This window comes from Streptomyces sp. NPDC051576 (assembly GCF_040681835.1).
GTDB lineage: Bacteria > Actinomycetota > Actinomycetes > Streptomycetales > Streptomycetaceae > Streptomyces.
Map to the genome: position 1 here is coordinate 82283 of NZ_JBFAZO010000007.1, position 15834 is coordinate 98116.

The 15834-nt window shown below is 70.6% G+C and carries 17 protein-coding genes; 10 read left to right on the plus strand and 7 right to left on the minus strand.

Annotated elements, in window-relative coordinates; translation table 11 throughout:
• Positions 1 to 107: 107 nt before the first annotated feature.
• On the plus strand, positions 108 to 887 hold the full coding sequence (locus AB0M63_RS23630) for a phytanoyl-CoA dioxygenase family protein (protein ID WP_355911157.1): 780 nt from the start codon (positions 108 to 110) through the stop codon (positions 885 to 887).
• Positions 888 to 894: 7 nt separating this feature from the next.
• On the opposite strand, the gene AB0M63_RS23635 is transcribed toward AB0M63_RS23630, so the two are convergent.
• Entirely contained in the window at positions 895 to 1866 is a 972-nt protein-coding gene (locus tag AB0M63_RS23635) for an aldo/keto reductase (RefSeq protein WP_366020761.1), read from the minus strand.
• A 258-nt stretch (positions 1867 to 2124) separates the two neighbouring features.
• Between AB0M63_RS23635 and AB0M63_RS23640 the strand changes: the two genes are divergently transcribed.
• From AB0M63_RS23640 to AB0M63_RS23665, 6 genes are all read left to right on the plus strand, one after another.
• Entirely contained in the window at positions 2125 to 3090 is a 966-nt protein-coding gene (locus tag AB0M63_RS23640; protein WP_366020762.1) for an endo alpha-1,4 polygalactosaminidase, read from the plus strand.
• 10 nt (positions 3091 to 3100) lie between these two features.
• The gene (locus AB0M63_RS23645) at positions 3101 to 4396 is read left to right on the plus strand and encodes an ABC transporter substrate-binding protein (RefSeq protein WP_366020763.1); all 1296 of its coding nucleotides are present in this window, start codon (positions 3101 to 3103) and stop codon (positions 4394 to 4396) included.
• Between the two features lie 24 nt (positions 4397 to 4420).
• Complete coding sequence (locus tag AB0M63_RS23650) at positions 4421 to 5368, plus strand: sugar ABC transporter permease (protein WP_366020764.1); 948 nt, start codon at positions 4421 to 4423, stop codon at positions 5366 to 5368.
• Positions 5365 to 6183 (plus strand): carbohydrate ABC transporter permease, encoded by an 819-nt coding sequence (locus tag AB0M63_RS23655; protein ID WP_366020765.1) that lies wholly within the window; start codon positions 5365 to 5367, stop codon positions 6181 to 6183. The genes AB0M63_RS23650 and AB0M63_RS23655 overlap by 4 nt, the downstream gene beginning before the upstream one ends.
• A gap of 38 nt (positions 6184 to 6221) precedes the next feature.
• The gene (locus AB0M63_RS23660; protein ID WP_366020766.1) at positions 6222 to 7532 is read left to right on the plus strand and encodes an alpha-glucosidase/alpha-galactosidase; all 1311 of its coding nucleotides are present in this window, start codon (positions 6222 to 6224) and stop codon (positions 7530 to 7532) included.
• Positions 7533 to 8338: 806 nt separating this feature from the next.
• Positions 8339 to 9193 carry a hypothetical protein gene (locus AB0M63_RS23665; protein WP_366020767.1) on the plus strand — a complete coding sequence of 285 codons (855 nt, stop codon included), beginning with the start codon at positions 8339 to 8341 and terminating at the stop codon, positions 9191 to 9193.
• Here the strand turns inward: AB0M63_RS23665 and AB0M63_RS23670 are convergent.
• Entirely contained in the window at positions 9190 to 9720 is a 531-nt protein-coding gene (locus tag AB0M63_RS23670) for a flavoprotein (RefSeq protein WP_355911133.1), read from the minus strand. The two genes, AB0M63_RS23665 and AB0M63_RS23670, sit on opposite strands and share 4 nt — an antisense overlap.
• 9 nt (positions 9721 to 9729) lie before the next feature.
• Entirely contained in the window at positions 9730 to 10188 is a 459-nt protein-coding gene (locus tag AB0M63_RS23675; protein WP_366020768.1) for a nuclear transport factor 2 family protein, read from the minus strand.
• A 98-nt stretch (positions 10189 to 10286) separates the two neighbouring features.
• Between AB0M63_RS23675 and AB0M63_RS23680 the strand changes: the two genes are divergently transcribed.
• Positions 10287 to 10838: a TetR/AcrR family transcriptional regulator gene (locus tag AB0M63_RS23680; RefSeq protein WP_366020769.1), complete on the plus strand. Its 552-nt coding sequence runs from the start codon at positions 10287 to 10289 to the stop codon at positions 10836 to 10838.
• Between the two features lie 2 nt (positions 10839 to 10840).
• Here the strand turns inward: AB0M63_RS23680 and AB0M63_RS23685 are convergent, their stop codons facing one another.
• Entirely contained in the window at positions 10841 to 11515 is a 675-nt protein-coding gene (locus AB0M63_RS23685; protein WP_366020770.1) for an NAD(P)H-dependent oxidoreductase, read from the minus strand.
• A gap of 68 nt (positions 11516 to 11583) precedes the next feature.
• On the opposite strand from AB0M63_RS23685, the gene AB0M63_RS23690 reads away from it, so the two are divergent.
• Positions 11584 to 12492 carry a sigma-70 family RNA polymerase sigma factor gene (locus AB0M63_RS23690; RefSeq protein ID WP_366020771.1) on the plus strand — a complete coding sequence of 303 codons (909 nt, stop codon included), beginning with the start codon at positions 11584 to 11586 and terminating at the stop codon, positions 12490 to 12492.
• On the opposite strand, the gene AB0M63_RS23695 is transcribed toward AB0M63_RS23690, so the two are convergent.
• Positions 12467 to 12673 carry a ferredoxin gene (locus AB0M63_RS23695; protein ID WP_355911118.1) on the minus strand — a complete coding sequence of 69 codons (207 nt, stop codon included), beginning with the start codon at positions 12671 to 12673 and terminating at the stop codon, positions 12467 to 12469. The genes AB0M63_RS23690 and AB0M63_RS23695 overlap by 26 nt on opposite strands.
• A gap of 13 nt (positions 12674 to 12686) precedes the next feature.
• The gene (locus tag AB0M63_RS23700) at positions 12687 to 13910 is read right to left on the minus strand and encodes a cytochrome P450 (protein WP_366020772.1); all 1224 of its coding nucleotides are present in this window, start codon (positions 13908 to 13910) and stop codon (positions 12687 to 12689) included.
• Positions 13911 to 14291: 381 nt separating this feature from the next.
• Between AB0M63_RS23700 and AB0M63_RS23705 the strand changes: the two genes are divergently transcribed.
• A complete protein-coding gene (locus AB0M63_RS23705; protein WP_366020773.1) occupies positions 14292 to 14741 on the plus strand; it encodes a nitroreductase family deazaflavin-dependent oxidoreductase in 450 nt (149 codons plus the stop codon).
• Between the two features lie 78 nt (positions 14742 to 14819).
• Here the strand turns inward: AB0M63_RS23705 and AB0M63_RS23710 are convergent, their stop codons facing one another.
• A complete protein-coding gene (locus AB0M63_RS23710) occupies positions 14820 to 15803 on the minus strand; it encodes a cation diffusion facilitator family transporter (RefSeq protein WP_366020774.1) in 984 nt (327 codons plus the stop codon).
• Between the last annotated feature and the right edge of the window lie 31 nt (positions 15804 to 15834).

The window sequence follows — 15834 nt, forward strand, 5'->3', positions numbered from 1 at the left end:
TTGACGACTTCATGACCCGGCCGATGACGGAGTTCGTGTGCAACCAATAGGCGGGCGGCCCGGCCTCCTGAGACGGTGGTCGTGACACCACATCGAGGAGGTCGGGCATGTCAGCCACGAACATCGGCGCGTTCGAGGAGGACGGCTTCACCGTCGCACGCGGACTGTTCGGACACGACGAAATCGACCGGCTGTGCGCGGAGTTCGCGGCACTGCACGCGTCCGGTCCGGTGCCCGGGCACTTCGAACCGAGCACGTCCGGCGATCCGCTGCGGATCCACCCGAGGGTGATGCACCCGCACGAAATCAACCGGCTCGCCCTGAGCTTCCTCCTGGACCCGCGGCTGCGGAGCGTCCTGGAGACCCTGTTCGGCGAGGAGGTGCTGGCCGCGCAGAGCATGTTCTACTTCAAGCCGCCGGGGGCGCGCGGCCAGGCGCTGCACCAGGACAACTTCTATCTGCGGGCCGAACCCGGCACCTGTGTGGCCGCGTGGATCGCCTGTGACGAGATCGACCGGGACAACGGCGGCCTGGAGGTCGTGCCCGGCACCCACCGGATGGGCCTGTTCTGCCCGGAGGAGGCGGATGCCGGGGTGTCCTTCGCGCGCGAGTACGTGCCACCGCCGCCCGGGCTCTCGGCCGTACCGGTCGACATGGCTCCCGGGGACGTCCTGTTCTTCAACGGCAGCCTGGTGCACGGCTCGCAGCCCAACCGCAGCGCGGACCGCTTCCGGCGCTCGTTCATCGGGCACTACGTGGGCCGCTCGGCCGAGCGCGTGGGGAGGTTCTACCGCACGATCTCGATGAGCGGCGAGCGGGTGCCGCTGGCGGAGAGCGCCGGGGCGGGGCCGTGCGGCACGGAGTTCGCACCGCACGGCCCGCACTGACGGTCCGTCAGGAGTGGCCGCTGATCGCGTGCGGCGTGTAGGGCTGCTCCAGTTCCGCCAACTCCTTGTCGCTCAGCTCCAGTTCGACGGCGGCCACCGCGTCCTCGATGTGCTGGGGCTTGCCCGCGCCGACGATCGGTGCGGCCACCGTGCTCTGGTACAGCAGCCAGGCGAGGCCGACCTGGGCGCGCGGGACGCCCCGGTCGCCGGCGATGCGGGTGACCGCCTCGACGATGGCGCGGTCGCCCTCCTGGTAAAGGCGGCTGCCGAAGTTGTCGTTGCTGCTGCGCTCGGTGGTGGTGCCCCAGTCCCGGGTGAGGCGACCGCGCGCCAACGGGCTCCAGGGCAGGACGCCGACGCCCTGGTCCGCACAGAGGGGCAGCATCTCGCGCTCCTCCTCGCGATAGAGGAGGTTGTAGTGGTTCTGCATGGACACGAACTTGGTCCAGCCGTGCCGCTCGGCGATGTGCTGGTGCTTGGCGAACTGCCAGGCGTACATCGAACTCGCCCCGATGTAGCGGACCTTGCCCGCCTTGACGAGGTCGTGCAGCGCCTCCATCGTCTCCTCGATGGGGGTGTGCGGGTCGTAGCGGTGGATCTGGTAGAGGTCGACGTAGTCGGTGCCGAGACGGCTGAGGCTGAGGTCGATCTCGGACAGGATCGCCTTGCGGGAGAGTCCGGCGCCGTTGGGTCCTGGGCGGGTCCGGCCGTGCACCTTCGTGGCGAGGACGACCTCGTCACGGCGGGCGAAGTCGCGCAGCGCCCTGCCGGTGATCTCCTCGCTGGTGCCGTCGGAGTAGACGTTGGCCGTGTCGAAGAAGTTGATCCCGGCCTCCAGCGCCTGCCGGATCAGCGGGCGGGACGCCTCCTCGTCGAGGGTCCACTCGTGGACGCCGCGGTCCGGGAGGCCGTAGGTCATGCAGCCCAGACAGATCCGCGAGACGTCCAGGCCCGTAGAACCGAGCTTCACGTACTGCATCGTTGCTGCTCCTGCCTTCGGATTCGGTACCTCTGGGGAGCGTACGTCGGGCGGCCACTCCCCTTCACGTACGTGGCACGCACCCTTGACGGGCGGGGTCGCGGGCGCTTTGATCCTGGACGTGCCCGCGCGTGCGGCGCGGTACGCAGAGGTGCGCCCAGCCGGTAGCGGACAGGTTCCAAGCCCGGCCACAGTCGCCAGGACCGCGAGGCCATCCGGTCCGAGGCGGGGTCGTACCCGCGATTGATGGAGCCGGACATGCCCGCCAAGGGTGTCTCCCGCGTCGGAGGTCTCGGGACGGCCGCGGTCCTGAGCGCCGCCGTCGTGGCCACATCGGCACTGACCTCCTGCGGAGCCTCGACGGATACACCGCCGGAACGACCGTCGCGCCCGGTGTCGGAAGCTCCGTCGCGCTCGGCGCCGGCCGGCACGACACCACCGAGCCCGTCCCGCTCCGCGCCGGCGAGCCCGTCGGGTTCGGCGCCTGCGAGCCCTTCGGCTTCAGCGGCCGAAAAGATCCAACTCCCGTCCCGGCACGCCGACTTCGACTACCAGATCGGTGGCGCCTATCCCCCGCCGTCCGGCGTCCGGATCGTCAGCCGCGACCGTACGGCGTCGCCCGCGCCCGGCCTCTACAACATCTGCTACGTCAACGCCTTCCAGGCCCAGCCCGACGAGCGCGCCTCCTGGCCGGCCGACCTGCTGCTGCGTGACGCGCAAGGCGATGTGGTCGTCGACGAGGACTGGGGCGAGGCGCTGCTCGACATCGGTACGGCGGCGAAGCGGGAACGGATCGCGGCCCGGGTCGAGCGGTGGATCGACGGCTGCGCGGCGAAGGGCTTCGACGCCGTCGAGCCGGACAACTACGACAGCTACACCCGCTCCCACCACCTCCTGACGGCGAACGACGCGACCGCCTTCATCACCCTGCTCTCCCGCCACGCGCACGTCCGTCATCTCGCCATCGCCCAGAAGAACACGGTGGAGTTGGCCGGGATCAGGAAGCGGACCGGGCTCGACTTCGCGGTGGCGGAGGAGTGCGCGGAGTACGACGAGTGCGGGGAGTACGCGAAGGCGTTCGACGACCGGGTCATCGTCATCGAGTACTCCGACTCCGGTCTGCGCAAGGCCCGTTCGGGCTTCGGGAACAGGCTCTCCATCGTGCGCCGGGATGTCGACGTGTCGACGCCGGGCAGCGCCGACTACGTCCGCAAGGTGCGGTGAGGGGGTCGCCATGACGAAGGGCATGTCACGCCGCGGGGTGCTGCTCGGGGCGGCGGCGATCGGTGCCGCGAGTGGGTGTGCGGGCGGTGCCTCGGACGGGGTCGGCGCGGACGGCCGGGTGACCGTGGAGCTGTGGCACGGGCAGTCCGACACGGGCCGCAAGGCGGTCCAGGCGCTGGTCTCCGAGTTCAACCGGACCCATCCGAGAATTCGCGTGGACGCGGGCGGGGGTGGGGTGTTGGCCGACGCGATGCTCCAGAAGGTGACCGCCGCGCTCGCCGCCGGCTCCTACCCGGACATCGCGTACATCTTCGGCTCGGATCTGGCGAGCGTGGCGCGCAGCCCGCGGGTCGTCGATCTGACGTCCGCGATGCGGGAGGGTCCGACGCCGTGGGACACGTTCTGGAAGCCGGTGCGCGACGCGGTGACCGTCAACGGGCGGATACGTGCGGCGCCCGCGGTGCTCGACTCGCTGGCCGTCGTCTACAACAAGAGGCTGTTCCGGCGGGCGGGGCTCGACTATCCGAAGCCCGGCTGGAGTTGGGAGCAATTCACCGACACCGCACGGCGGTTGACCGACCACGCCCGGGGCGTCTTCGGCACCGGATGGCCGGCCGTCGGCGACGAGGACACGGTGTGGCGGCTGTGGCCGATGCTGTGGGATCTCGGCGGGGAGGTCGTCGCGCCGGACGGCAAGCACATCGGCTTCGCCGACCAGGGCGTCCAGGCTCTGCGGACGGTCGGCCGGCTCGGCCACGACAAGAGCGTGTACCTGGACACCAAGCCCGGCAGCGAGCAGCTCTACCAGGTGTTCCTCAACGGCCGGATGGCCATGGTCGCCACCGGCCCCTGGGAACTCCCCGACATCGTCACCGCGAAGGTCGACTACGGGGTGGTGCCCCTGCCGACGTACAGCGGGCACGCGGTGACCATCTCCGGGCCCGACACCTGGACGGTCTTCGACAACGGTTCGGCGCGGTCCCGGGCCGCCGTGGAGTTCGTGCAGTGGCTCAACGGGCCTGTCCACGACGTCCGTTGGGACATCTCGGCCGGCGGCCTGCCGCTGAGCAAGGGGACCGCCGCTCGGCCGGAATGGCGGGAGCACAGTGCCCGCACCGTCGGCCTCGACGTCTTCACCAACACCCTCCGCTCGGCGCGCGTCCGGCCCGTTCATGCCGCGTATCCGCAGATCTCCCAGGCGTTGGGCGAGGCGATCGTCTCGGTGCTGCTCGGCCGGGACTCCCCCGAGAAGGCACTCCGTACCTGCGCCGAGAAGGCCGACGCGGCCCTGCTGATCCCCAGGTGACTTCCCCCCTTTCCGGGAGCCCCGATGTCCACACTGCCCCGCGCCCTCACCCTGCCCGCCCGGCCCGTCACCGCTCCGGCCGCACGCCGTCGGGCCCGTCAAGAACGCTCCACCGCCTGGGCGTTCATCGCCCCGTCCGTCGTGGTGATCCTCGGGCTGAGCGTGGTGCCCGTCGTCTGGTCACTGCTGCTGTCGTTCCGGGCGGACGACCTGGTCACACCCGGCCGCTGGGTCGGCCTCGACAACTACCGGGCCCTCGCCCAGGACCCCAACTTCCGTACGGCGGTGGGCAACACTCTGTTGTACGCCGCGCTGTACGTGCCGCTCAGCCTGGTCGGCGGGCTGGCGCTGGCCCTGGCGCTCAACCGGCGGATCCGGCTCATCGGCCTGTACCGCACGCTGGTGTTCATCCCGTTCGTGGTGTCGGCGACCGCGCAGGGGGTGCTGTTCTCGTTCATCCTCGACCCGGAGTTCGGCGTCGCCAACGCGCTGCTGCACCATCTCGGCGTCTCCGCGCAGGGGTTCCTCGCCGACCCGGACCAGGCGCTGTACCTGCTGGTGCTGATCTCGTTGTGGAGCGGGGTCGGTTTCTGTGTCGTCGTCTATCTGGCCGCGCTGCAGGACGTGCCGCCCGAACTCGTCGAGGCGGCCCGCATCGACGGCGCGGGCCGGGCTCAGGTGCTGCGCCATGTGACGCTGCCCGCGCTCACACCGGTGACGGTGTTCCTGCTGCTGTGGCAGTTCATCACCTCGCTCCAGGTCTTCGACCTGATCTATGTGACGACCAAGGGCGGTCCGCTCGGATCGACCACGGTGATCGTCTACTTCGTGTGGCAGCAGGCCTTCCAGATGTTCACCGCGGGCTACGGCGCCGCGTCCGCGTACGTCCTCGCGCTGGCGCTGCTGGTCGCGGGCGGTGCGCTGCGGGTCGTACGGCGGCGGCAGGGCCGTACGGAAGGAGCGGCGCGATGAATACACGTCGGGTGAGTGCGTGGCATCTGGTGCTGGCGCCGCTGGCGTTGTGCTTCGCGTTGCCGTTCGTGTGGCTGCTGCTCAGCTCGGTGATGTCGAACGCGGAGATCAACCGGTTCCCACCCGCCTTGTGGCCCAAGGGAGTTGACCTGGGCGGCTACCGGTATGTGCTGGGCAACGCGATGTTCCCGCGCTGGTTCGCGAACTCGCTGATCGTGGCGTCGGTGGCGGTCGTGTCGAATCTGCTGTTCGGGTCGCTGGGCGGGTACGCGTTCGCGCGGATGCGGTTCGCCGGGTCGCGGCTGCTGCTGGGGCTGATGCTGGCGACGATGGTCGTACCGTTCCAGCTCACGATGATCCCGACGTTCCTGGTGATGAAGTGGCTCGGGCTGATCGACACGCTGGGCGCGCTGACCCTGCCCTCGCTGGTGACGCCGTTCGCGGTGTTCCTGTTCCGGCAGTTCTTCCTCGCGCTGCCGAGGGAGATGGAGGAAGCGGCCTGGATCGACGGGTGTTCGCGGCTGCGGGTGCTGTTCTCGATCGTGATGCCGCTGGCCCGGCCGGCGTTGGCCACGGTCGCGGTGCTGACGTTCCTGTCGACGTGGAACGACCTGTCGTGGCCACTGATCGCGATCAACCACGACTCGCGCTACACCCTCCAGTTGGGCCTGACGACCTTTCAGGGACAGCATCACACCCAGTGGTCCGCGGTGATGGCGGGCAACGTCGTCACGGTGGTGCCGGTGCTGGTCGCGTTCCTGCTGGCGCAGAAGACCTTCATCCAGTCGCTGACGTCCAGCGGCCTCAAGGGATGAGCCGCGCACGGTACTTGACCGGCTCTCAGAGGAGCCCGATGACCGACGTCAGGATCGCCTTCGTGGGCGCCGGCAGTGTGGTGTTCACGCAGGGCCTGCTGGCCGACCTGTTCGCCTTCCCCGAACTCGCCCGTGTCCGGGTCGCGTTGCACGACATCGACCCGGAGCGGCTGGCGACGGCGGAGGGCGCGGCCCGGCACATCGCCGAAGTACGCGGCGCCAAACCGGAGATCACCGCGCACCTCGACCGCCGGGCGGCACTGGCGGACGCCGACTTCGTCATCAACATCGTCCAGGTCGGCATGAACGAGGCCACCCGCACGGACTTCGCGGTCCCGGCCCGCTACGGCCTGCGGCAGACGATCGGCGACACCCTGGGCATCGGCGGCATCTTCCGCGCGCTGCGCACGTTCCCCGTGCTGCGGTCGCTCGCCGAGGACATGGCCGAACTCTGCCCGGACGCCCACCTGTTGAACTACACCAACCCGATGGCGATGAACCTCCTCTACCTGAGCCGGATCGCCCCCGCCCTCAAGGCGACCGGCCTGTGCCACTCGGTCTACTGGACGATGCACGACCTCTCCCAGCTCGTGGGCGTCCCCTTCGAGGAGGTCTCATATCTCGCCGCGGGCGTCAACCACCAGTCCTGGGTGCTGCGTTGGGAGCGCGGGGGCCGGAGTCTCCACCCCCTCCTGGACGAGACGATCGCCCGCGATCCGGGACTGCTGCGCCGGGTCCGCGTGGACATGTACCGCCGGCTCGGCCACTACCCCACCGAGACCAGCGAGCACTCGGCCGAGTACGTGCCCTGGTATCTGCGCCACACCGAGGAGATCGAGCGGCTACGGCTCCCGGTCGGCGCGTACCTGGAGATCATCGAGGAGAACACGGCGAGCTACGAACGCACTCGCGAGGCCCTGGCCTTGGGAGCCCCGCTCCCGGTGGAGGGCACACTGGAATACGCCCCGCAGATCGTCCACAGCATCGTCACCGGCACACCCCGCACGATCTACGGCAACGTCCCCAACCGGGGCCTGATCGACAACCTCCCGGCCGACTCGGTCGTCGAAGTCCCGTGCCTGGTCGACGCGTTGGGTGTCCAGCCGACCAGGATCGGCGCCCTGCCGCCACAGTGCGCGGCCCTCAACAGCGCCTACCTCTCCGTCACCGACCTGGTGGTACGCGCGGCCACGGACGGCGACCCGCGCCACATCCGCCACGCGGCGATGGCCGACCCGGCGACGGCGGCGGCGTTGCCGGTCGAGCGGATCTGGGACCTGTGCGACGACCTCGTGCGGGCGCACGGGGAGCTGTTGCAGCCGGAGCTGCGGGGGCGGCTGGGGCACTGACGGGCGTGCGGGCGAAGGGCGCGCCCACCCCGGCTGCCGGGTGCTGCCCCGCAGCCGGGGGCGACGCTGCGCCGCTCACCGGCGCCGGCGTCGCACGACCCTCCGCTGCCGCCCGACGAGAGCACCGGAGCCGCGGGCGCCGCTGGGCACTGACGGACGTCCGAGCAAGGAGTGACCACCCGTGACCACCGGGCACGGACCGGAACCGGGAGCAACGCCACGCCACTCACCGACACCGGCGTCAAACGACCGCCCCCGGCCGCCCGACGAGAGCACCGGAGCCGCGGGCGCCGCTGGGCACTGACGGACGTCCGAGCAAGGAGTGACCACCCTTGACCACCGGGCACGGACCGGAACCGGGAGCAACGCCACGCCACTCACCAGCACCGGCTCCGCACGGCCCTCTGGCCACCCGACGAGGGCACCGGAGCCGGGAACAACCCCGCACCACTCACCGACACCAGCGTCAAACGACCGCCCCCGGCCCACCCGACGAGCACCCCGGAACTGCGCGCGGCTGCGTCACCGACGACCATCCGAGCGCGCGGCCCCTGCCTTCGGCCGCCGGGCACGGAACCGGAGCCGAACCATGACCAACGCCCTGCCACTCACCGGCGCCGGCGTCACACGACCACCCCCCGCCGCCCCGGAGCTGCAAGCAACACCGCGCCACCCCCGGACATCCGGCGTTGGTGTGACCGCCCCCGCCCGACCGGCGTGGGAGCGGCCGGGCCGCCGCCGGGGTCCCGCATCCTCGGCGCAGGCGACCGGCGTCCGGCTGGTCGTGGCCGTACGGGAGGAACGCGGTGCCGAGACGTTCGACCAGTCTGAGGATCCTGATGGGGGCGGCCGTGCTGCCGCTGGCCCTGGTGTCGCCCGCGTGGGGGGACACGGACCCTGCGCCGCCCGCGCCCGAGCCGCCGTCGACCCTGTGCGCGACGGCGGGCGTGCTGCACGGGGATCATGGGCAGCGGGCCGCCGTCAGCCTGTGTGCGGGCAGCGGCACTCCCACCATGGCGGTGTCCGCTCCCGCGACCTGCCGACGGCACTCGGCGGTCGTCCGGTTCGCGTGCCGGACCTCGGGCACCTGGACCGCGCGGCGCGCCGGCGAGACGGTCGCGTCCGGCACGCTGCCCGGGTCGGGCCAGTATCCGGGGCCGGGGACATACGACTTCACGGCCACCGTGCGCGTCCGCTCCGCGCCCGAGGGAGTGGACGTGCGGGGCACTGTCCACGCCACGCTGACGTTGACGGCGCCCAGGCCGAAGGCGACGCACGGGATCGAGGTCGACCGGAGCGCGCTGCGGCCCGACTCGGTGACGACCCTGACGTACACGGTCCGGCGCGACAGCGACGAGGGCGACGGCAGCGCGCGGTTCGGGCTGATCGCGGAGGAGGGGACGGGGGCGGAGCTGACCACCTCCGACACCCGGTGCGTCAATCCGCTGGTCGGCCGCCACCCGTCACAGGTCCGGCTCCCGCACGCCCTGGACTGCGCGCTCACCGATCTCCAGCCGGGGCACCCGGACACCGTGGTGGTCCGCGTCGCCCTCAAGTCCCGTTGTTCCACGGTGGTTTCGAAGCTGGGCTACTGGATGCCCCAGGGGCAGACGCTCTACACCGGGGGCATGCTGGCGGGTCCGACAGTGCGCTGCTCCTAGAGCAGGTCGAGTCCCCGCTCCCAGCCGAACTCCGGTCGGACACCGTCCTCCTGGACCTCGCCGGAGTACGGCTCCCCGAACCGGACGCCCATCCCGCGCAGCCGTATCAGACTCGCCTGGTAGGCGGGATGGGCCGCCAACGCCTCGCCCACACACGGGAGTACGGCGGTCGGGACGCCGAGGCCGTGTGCCTCGCAGAGGGTGCCGAGCGCGAGGGTGTCCGCCGTACCGGCCGCCCATTTGTTGATCGTGTTGAAGGTGGCGGGCGCGACGAGCACGGCGTCCGGGGGCGGGAACGGGCGCGGATCACCAGGGGTGCGCCACGCCGAACGTATCGGGCGGCCCGTCCGTGCCTCGACGGCGGCCGTGTCGAAGAAGCCGCCCATCGCGACCGGGGTGGCGATGACTCCGACCTCCCAGTCCCGCTCCTGCGCGGCGGTGATCAGCTTCGTGATGTCCGCGGCGATACCGGCGGCGCAGACGACGACGTAGAGGAAGGCCTTCGACTTCGAGTCCTGATCGGTCACCCTGGGAGCCTACTGAAGCGGGAACGACCGCCCTCGCTCCGCCTCGGGCCGCGTCCCGAACACGCGCCGCTCCTTCTCCTCGATGGCCAGGTCGTTGATGCTGGCCTCGCGCCGGGTCATCAGCCCGTGCTCGTCGAACTCCCACAACTCGTTGCCGTACGACCGCCACCACTGCCCTTCGGCGTCCCGGCACTCGTACTGGAAGCGGACCGCGATGCGGTTGCCGTCGAAGGCCCACAGGTCCTTGCGCAGCGCGTACTCGTGCTCGCGTGCCCACTTCGCGGTGAGGAACTCGACGATCTCCGCGCGGCCGGTGACGAAGGTGTCGCGGTTGCGCCAGACGGAGTCCTCCGAGTAGGCGAGCGCCACCCGCTGCGGGTCGCGGGTGTTCCAGGCGTCCTCGGCGGCCTGGACCTTCTGCGCGGCGGTCTCGCGAGTGAAGGGCGGGAGGGGAGGGCGGTCGGCCATGGTCGTCTCCAGAGCGGCGATGGGTGGAGAACGTGCGTTCTCGCGGTGACTGCTAACGTAGAGAACGCACGTTCTCAGGTCAAGGAGGGGTCGGTTCGATGGACAGCGCGGTCGCCCGTGAGCAGGCGCTGGACGCCGCCGAGACGCTCTTCTACGCCCGGGGCGTCCAGGCCGTCGGCATGGACGCGGTCCGCACCGAGTCCGGGCTGTCGCTGAAACGGCTCTACCAACTCTTCCCCACCAAGGAGCAGTTGGTGGAGGCGTATCTGGAACGGCGCGACGTGCGCTGGCGCGGACGCCTCGCCGAGCATGTCGAGCGGCACGATGATCCGCTGGAGCGGATCCCGGCCGTCTTCGACTGGCTGGAGGAGTGGTTCGGCGAGGCCGACTTCCGCGGGTGCGCGTGGATCAACTCCTACGGCGAGCTGGGCGCGTCCTCGGAGCGTGTGGTGGCCCAAGTGCGGGCGCACAAGCGGGCGTTCCGCGAGTATCTCGCCGGTCTCGTGGCGGACGCGGGGCTGCCCGCCGTACTGGCCGGGCAGCTCTTCCTGCTGGCCGAGGGTGCCATGGTGACGGCGGGCATCACCGGGAGCGCCGAGTCGGCGGCACAGGCGCGCGAAGCGGCCCGGTCGCTGCTGCGGGCTCGCTGAGATCAGGCGGTGGCGAGTGCCGTGAGCGTGGCGCGGGCCCGGGCGAGGGAGGCCGCCGCCAGGTGCTCCAGGCCTGCCAGTTGGGGCAGGACGTCGACCCGGGTCAGTTCGGCGGCGACGAGGTGGAGGTTCTCCGTCGGCACTCCGAGATTCCCGAAGTAGGCCTTCAGATAAGGCGTTTGGAAGTCGAAGTGTTCACGCGGGGTGCCGGGGCCGTATCCGCCGCCGCGTGCCATGACGACGACCACGCGGGTGTGGCGCAGCAGGCTCTCGCCGGTGTCCGGGTCGGTGAGCGCGCCCGGGAAGGTGACGCGGTCGATCCACGCCTTCAGGGACGCGGGGATCGAGAAGTTGTACATCGGGACACCGAGCAACAGCGTGTCGGTGGCGAGCAGTTCGGTGATGTACGGGTGTGTCAGGTCCCACTCGTGCTGCTCGGCGGCGGTCTCGATCAACGCGGGAACCTTGGCCGGCGGGGCGAAGCCTTCGCGTTCCACTCGGCGGCCGAGGGTGGTGTAGGCGGGGGTGATCGGCTCCACCGGTGCGGCGGACAGGTCGCGGTGCCGGTGGTCGGCCGTGCGGTGTGCGGTGTGCCAGGTCCGTACGAAGGTCTGGGCGAGTTGCCTGGTCACGGAGTCGGCGGTCGTGTCGGCGCTGGAGTCGATGTGCAGCAGCATGGTGGGGTCACCTCGGTCGGTCCGGGTTCGTCGGAGAGGTGACGGAGCACGGCAAGGAAAGGTGACCCATGCGGCGGCACGACGAGTTGGCGGAGCGGTTCGAGGAGCGGCGCGGGCAGTTGCGGGCGGTCGCCTATCGGATGCTGGGCTCGGTCGCCGAGGCGGAGGACGCGGTCCAGGAAGCCTGGCTGCGGCTGAGCCGAGCGGGCGGCGACGACATCGACAACCTGGCCGCCTGGCTGACGACGGTCGTCTCCCGTATCTGCCTGGACATGCTGCGCTCGCGCGCGTCCCGGCGGGAGGACCCGTACGGCGACGACGTGCCCGAGGCGAGCGCCGGTGAGGTGCCCGAGGACGAGGCCGTACTCGCCGACTCGGTGGGGCTCGCGCTGCTGGTGGTGCTGGACAGGCTGGGTCCGGCCGAGCGGGTCGCGTTCGTGCTGCACGATCTGTTCGCGGTGCCGTTCGACCGGATCGCGGCGATCCTGGACCGGTCCCGGCCGGCCGCGAAGAAGCTCGCCAGCCGGGCCCGGCACAAGGTGCGGGGCACGCCGGTGGTGCCGGAGGCCGAGCTGGACCGGCATCGCGAGGTCGTCGAGGCGTTCCTGGCCGCCGCGCGCGGCGGTGACCTCGGCGCGCTGCTCGACGTACTCGCGCCCGACGTGGTCCGCCGCGCCGAGCCCGCCGCGCTGCCGCCCGGGGTGCCGGCCGTGTTGCGGGGAGCCCGGGCGGTCACGGAGGGGACGGTACTGCTGCGGGACCGGACCCGGTTCGCGGCCCTCGCCCTCGTCGACGGGGACGCGGGCATCGTGGTCGCTCCGGGCGGACGGCTGGTGCTCGCCCTCCGGGTGACGGCGGAGGGCGAGCGGGTCAGCGCGTACGAGGTGATCGCGGATCGGGAGCGGCTGCGGGAGATCGAGGTGGGTGTGCTGGTTACGGCCGGTCGACCGCTCAGCCCACCGGGTCGGACACCGTGATGGCGCTCACCGGGCAGGCCCGGGCCGCCTCCCTCAGCATCGGGTCGTCTCCCCCGTCCTCCCTTCCGGGAAGCACCGTGCTGTAGCCGTCGTCGTCCTGGGTGAAGACGCGCGGGGCGGCCAGGGCGCACTGGCCCGCCCCGATGCAGACGTCCTTGTCGATGTGGATTTCGGTGTGCATGGAGCGCAGCCTCTTACCAGGTCACGGGGAGTTCCAGCATCCCCTGGATCGTGTCGCCGGGTTTGAAGGGGATCTCCTCCGCCGGAGCGGCCAGACGCAGCGTCGGCAGCCGGTCGAAGAGGCTGTGCAGGGCGATCTCCAGCTCGGCGCGGGCCAGGTTCTGGCCGAGGCACTGGTGGATGCCGAAGCCGAACGAGACATGGTGGCGGGTGGGCCGGTGCCAGTCCAGGGTGTCCGGGGCGGTGTAGACGCCCTCGTCGCGATTGATGACGGCGGTCGAGAAGAGCACGCCCTCGCCGGCCCGGATGGTCCTGCCGTCCACTTCGATGTCCTCGGCGGCGAGCCGCATCAGCCCGTCCACGATGGACAGCGACCGCATGAGTTCCTCGACCGCGTCCGGCAACAGGCTTGGATCGTGGCGGAGTTCGGCCAGTCGCTCGGGATGACGCAGCAGGGTGAAGGTGCCCAGGGAGATCATGTTGGCGGTCGTCTCGTGGCCCGCGACGAGGAGGATGACCGCGAGGGAGAGCAACTCGGTGCGGTCCAGGGCCCCTTCGCGCAGTTGCTCCCGGACGAGATCGTCGAGCAGCCCTTCGCCCGGATCCTGTTCCTTGCGGTCGATCAACTCACCGAGATACAGGTCCAGTTGATCACGTGCGTCCTGGCTGTCCTCGGGCTTCGGGCCGCGCAGCAGCCGCCGGGACTGGGCCTCGAAGAACTCGTGGTCGGAGTACGGGACACCGAGCAGCGCGCAGATCACCATCGACGGTACGGGCAGCGCGAACGTGGACACCAGGTCGGCGGGCGGACCCTGGGCGATCATCGCGTCGAGCCGTCCGTCGACGATCCGCTGGATGCCGGGCCGCATCGCGGTGGCGCGCTTGACGGTGAAGCCGGGGATCATCATGCGCCGCTGGGTGCGGTGCTTGGGGTCGTCCTCACCGAGCAGGGCGACTCGCCGGTTCCGGACCGCGTTGAACCGTTCGTTGATCACGGGGAAATCGGGATGCGTACGGTCCGTCGACAGGCGCTGGTCGGCCAGCAGCGCGCGGGCGACGGCATGTCCGGTGACGATCCATGCCGTACGACCGTCGTAGAGCGTGACGCGGGTCAGCGGGCGGTCGGCGCGCAGGGGGTCGTAGCCGGTGGGCGGGTGGTAGGGGCAGGTGCGGTCCTGCGGGAAGGCGACGGGTTCGGTTCGGTCCTTCGGTTCGGTCAGATCCGTCAGATCCGTCATGGAAGACCTCGCAGACGAAGAGTGCGTCTTGCCGATCTTCATTAGATGCCCGAGGCACCTATGGAGCCACCTTAAGTTCGGCCAGATCGGTGGTACCTACAATCTGGCTGAAGCTGATGGTCCGGTTCGCTCGATCCCAGGTGACGGGCGATCAGTACGCAGCACACGGTGGGGCGGAGTGCGAACCTGGCCCGATAAGGCCGTCCGGCGGACCTCATGGTCAGCCGGATCTCGCCGCGCTGCGCAGGATCGTCGCCGTCCAGGTCATCACCCGGCAGAGGGGGCATGGCCGAAGAGTGTCGCGGTATGGATGAATCACGTACCGGGCGGTGTTGAATCCCGGTGCAAGACAGTCGTGAAACGCGAGATGGGACGGATGCCATGCCTCTTGAGGGTGAGTACGAACCCAGCCCGGCGCAGTGGGTGCGCGATCAGGTGGAGCTGTACGAGAGCTCCGGTGGCACCAAGGGGACGACGTTGATGGACACGGGGATGCCCGTGATCCTGCTGACGACCGTGGGTGCCAAGAGCGGGAAGATCCGCAAGACCCCGCTGATGCGGGTCGAGCACGACGGACGCTACGCCGTGGTCGCCTCGCAGGGCGGTGCGCCCAAGCATCCGGTCTGGTACTTCAACGTCCAGGCCGATCCCCGGGTCGAGCTTCAGGACGGGCCGCAGAAGTGGGACATGACGGCCCGCGAGGTGACCGGCGAGGAGAAGGCCGAGTGGTGGGAGCGGGCGGTCGCCGCGTATCCGCCGTACGCCGAGTACCAGACGAAGACGGACCGGCAGATCCCCTTGTTCGTCCTCGAACCGGCCGACGGCAGCTGATCGTCCGACCCCTTCCCGGGCCCGGAAAAATTTCCGGTTCCGGGACGCATGGACCGGTGCCCGCCGGGCATCCGACGTTCAGGCCCCGCCGCGCTCCCCCGTCGCGGCGGGGCTTTCCTCTGCCTCCCGCGCCGGCCGGTCGGTGATGTCCAGGAAGATCTCGCCGGCCTCGGACACGGCCCGGCCGAGCGACCGCTTGATACGGACGGAGACCTCCTCGACCCGCTCGCTGTCCATGCCGGGCACCAGGTCGATCCGGGCGGCGACCATCGTCGAGTCGAGCCCCATCCGCATCGTGTACAGCGCCTCCACGCTGTCGATCTCGGGCTCCGCCGCCAGCAGGGAGCGGATCCTGTCGCTCAGCTCCGGGTCGACGGCCTCGCCGATGAGCTGGTCACGGGCGTCGCGGCCCAGACGGTAGGCGACATAGCCGAGCAGCACCCCGATCGCGAGCGAGGCGGACGCCTCCCACACCACCTGCCCGGTGATCATGTGCAGCGCCATGCCGATGATGGCGAGGGTCACGCCGAGCACGGCGGTGCCGTCCTCGGCGACGACGGTGCGCAGCGCGGGGTCGCGCAGGGCGTCCTTGCCGCCGCCCTGGGCGCGGACCTGGAGCAGGGCCCGCAGCAAGGAGATTCCCTCCGTGACCAGGGCCACGACGAGCACGATCAGGCCCACCACATAACCGGTGGACGTCTCCTCCGCGCCGTTGCGCAGGGCCTCAACGCCTTGGAACACGGAGAAGCAGGCGCCCATCACGAAGATGCCGACGGCCGCGAGCAGGGACCAGAAGAACCGCTCCTTGCCGTATCCGAAGGGGTGCTTGCGGTCGGCGGGGCGGCTGCTGCGGCGCAGTGCGGCGAGAAGGAAGACCTCGTTGAGACTGTCGGCCACCGAGTGCGCGGCCTCCGACAGCAGGGCGGGCGATCCCGCGATCACACCACCTACGGCCTTGGCGGCCGCGATCACCAGGTTGGCGGCGAGTGCGACGAGGACGGTGACGCGGGTCTTCCGGTCGGTACCGCCGTCGGATGCGTGGTCGGAGGCTGTGTCGCTCATCTTCGCCGACTGCCCCTGAGGGTGCCGCTCA

Excerpts from the sequence above, each read along its gene's own strand:
- AB0M63_RS23630 (WP_355911157.1), top strand. The coding sequence starts at position 108 with ATGTCAGCCACGAACATCGGCGCGTTCGAGGAGGACGGCTTCACCGTC.
- AB0M63_RS23635 (WP_366020761.1), bottom strand. The coding sequence starts at position 1,866 with ATGCAGTACGTGAAGCTCGGTTCTACGGGCCTGGACGTCTCGCGGATC.
- AB0M63_RS23640 (WP_366020762.1), top strand. The coding sequence starts at position 2,125 with ATGCCCGCCAAGGGTGTCTCCCGCGTCGGAGGTCTCGGGACGGCCGCG.
- AB0M63_RS23645 (WP_366020763.1), top strand. The coding sequence starts at position 3,101 with ATGACGAAGGGCATGTCACGCCGCGGGGTGCTGCTCGGGGCGGCGGCG.
- AB0M63_RS23650 (WP_366020764.1), top strand. The coding sequence starts at position 4,421 with ATGTCCACACTGCCCCGCGCCCTCACCCTGCCCGCCCGGCCCGTCACC.
- AB0M63_RS23655 (WP_366020765.1), top strand. The coding sequence starts at position 5,365 with ATGAATACACGTCGGGTGAGTGCGTGGCATCTGGTGCTGGCGCCGCTG.
- AB0M63_RS23660 (WP_366020766.1), top strand. The coding sequence starts at position 6,222 with ATGACCGACGTCAGGATCGCCTTCGTGGGCGCCGGCAGTGTGGTGTTC.
- AB0M63_RS23675 (WP_366020768.1), bottom strand. The coding sequence starts at position 10,188 with ATGGCCGACCGCCCTCCCCTCCCGCCCTTCACTCGCGAGACCGCCGCG.
- AB0M63_RS23680 (WP_366020769.1), top strand. The coding sequence starts at position 10,287 with ATGGACAGCGCGGTCGCCCGTGAGCAGGCGCTGGACGCCGCCGAGACG.
- AB0M63_RS23685 (WP_366020770.1), bottom strand. The coding sequence starts at position 11,515 with ATGCTGCTGCACATCGACTCCAGCGCCGACACGACCGCCGACTCCGTG.
- AB0M63_RS23690 (WP_366020771.1), top strand. The coding sequence starts at position 11,584 with ATGCGGCGGCACGACGAGTTGGCGGAGCGGTTCGAGGAGCGGCGCGGG.
- AB0M63_RS23695 (WP_355911118.1), bottom strand. The coding sequence starts at position 12,673 with ATGCACACCGAAATCCACATCGACAAGGACGTCTGCATCGGGGCGGGC.
- AB0M63_RS23700 (WP_366020772.1), bottom strand. The coding sequence starts at position 13,910 with ATGACGGATCTGACGGATCTGACCGAACCGAAGGACCGAACCGAACCC.
- AB0M63_RS23705 (WP_366020773.1), top strand. The coding sequence starts at position 14,292 with ATGCCTCTTGAGGGTGAGTACGAACCCAGCCCGGCGCAGTGGGTGCGC.
- AB0M63_RS23710 (WP_366020774.1), bottom strand. The coding sequence starts at position 15,803 with ATGAGCGACACAGCCTCCGACCACGCATCCGACGGCGGTACCGACCGG.